The sequence below is a fragment of the Salinisphaera sp. SWV1 genome, from assembly GCF_052044155.1.
Taxonomy (GTDB): Bacteria; Pseudomonadota; Gammaproteobacteria; order Nevskiales; family Salinisphaeraceae; genus Salinisphaera.
On the sequence record NZ_JBQDYE010000157.1, the window covers coordinates 1 to 577 of the forward strand.

Annotated in this window: 1 protein-coding gene and 1 pseudogene; one reads left to right on the top strand and one right to left on the bottom strand. The window is 52.2% G+C overall.

Features of this window, described 5'->3' with window-relative positions:
• A pseudogene (locus ACS8YF_RS20000) lies at window positions 1-225 on the top strand (NADH-quinone oxidoreductase subunit N); the annotation flags it as partial.
• A gap of 67 nt (window positions 226-292) precedes the next feature.
• Here the strand turns inward: ACS8YF_RS20000 and ACS8YF_RS20005 are convergent.
• Window positions 293-577 (bottom strand): IS3 family transposase (locus ACS8YF_RS20005; protein WP_166739441.1); only part of this gene is annotated, 285 nt, incomplete at its 5' end.

Sequence of the window (577 nt, forward strand, 5' to 3'; positions counted from 1 at the left end):
GGCGCCCTGGTGCTGGGCAGCGCCATCGGCCTGTACTACTACCTGCGCGTGGCGGTGAGCCTGTACCTGCACGCCCCGGAACAACCGGGTCGCCATGCACCATCAAACTGGCAGTACAGCGCGGGCGGGATCGTGGTGCTGATTTCTGCACTGTTGGTACTGGTGCTGGGTGTATGGCCACAACCGCTGATTAGTATTGTGCGTTTGGCAATGCCGCTGATGTAATCTGTTAGTTTGTAAGTCAGAAAGCCGCCGACATGTGAACTGACCCCATAATGTTGGACGGTTTATATTAAGCGGCTATCAGGGCCTGGGTCCGGTACTCTACCGGACTCAGGCCTTTCAGTTTCTGTTTTATTCTTTCATGGTTGTAATAGTGGATGTAATTATCGATAGCCATGCGCAACTCGCTGATATTCTTGTGTTCCATCAGGTAAAAACACTCAGATTTCAGCGTGCCGAAGAAGCTTTCCATCACCGCATTGTCATGACAGTTCCCCTTCCTTGACATGCTCTGTTTCAGACCAGCCTCCTTAAGCCGGTTCTGATAATGCGCCATCTGATATTGCCAGCCCTG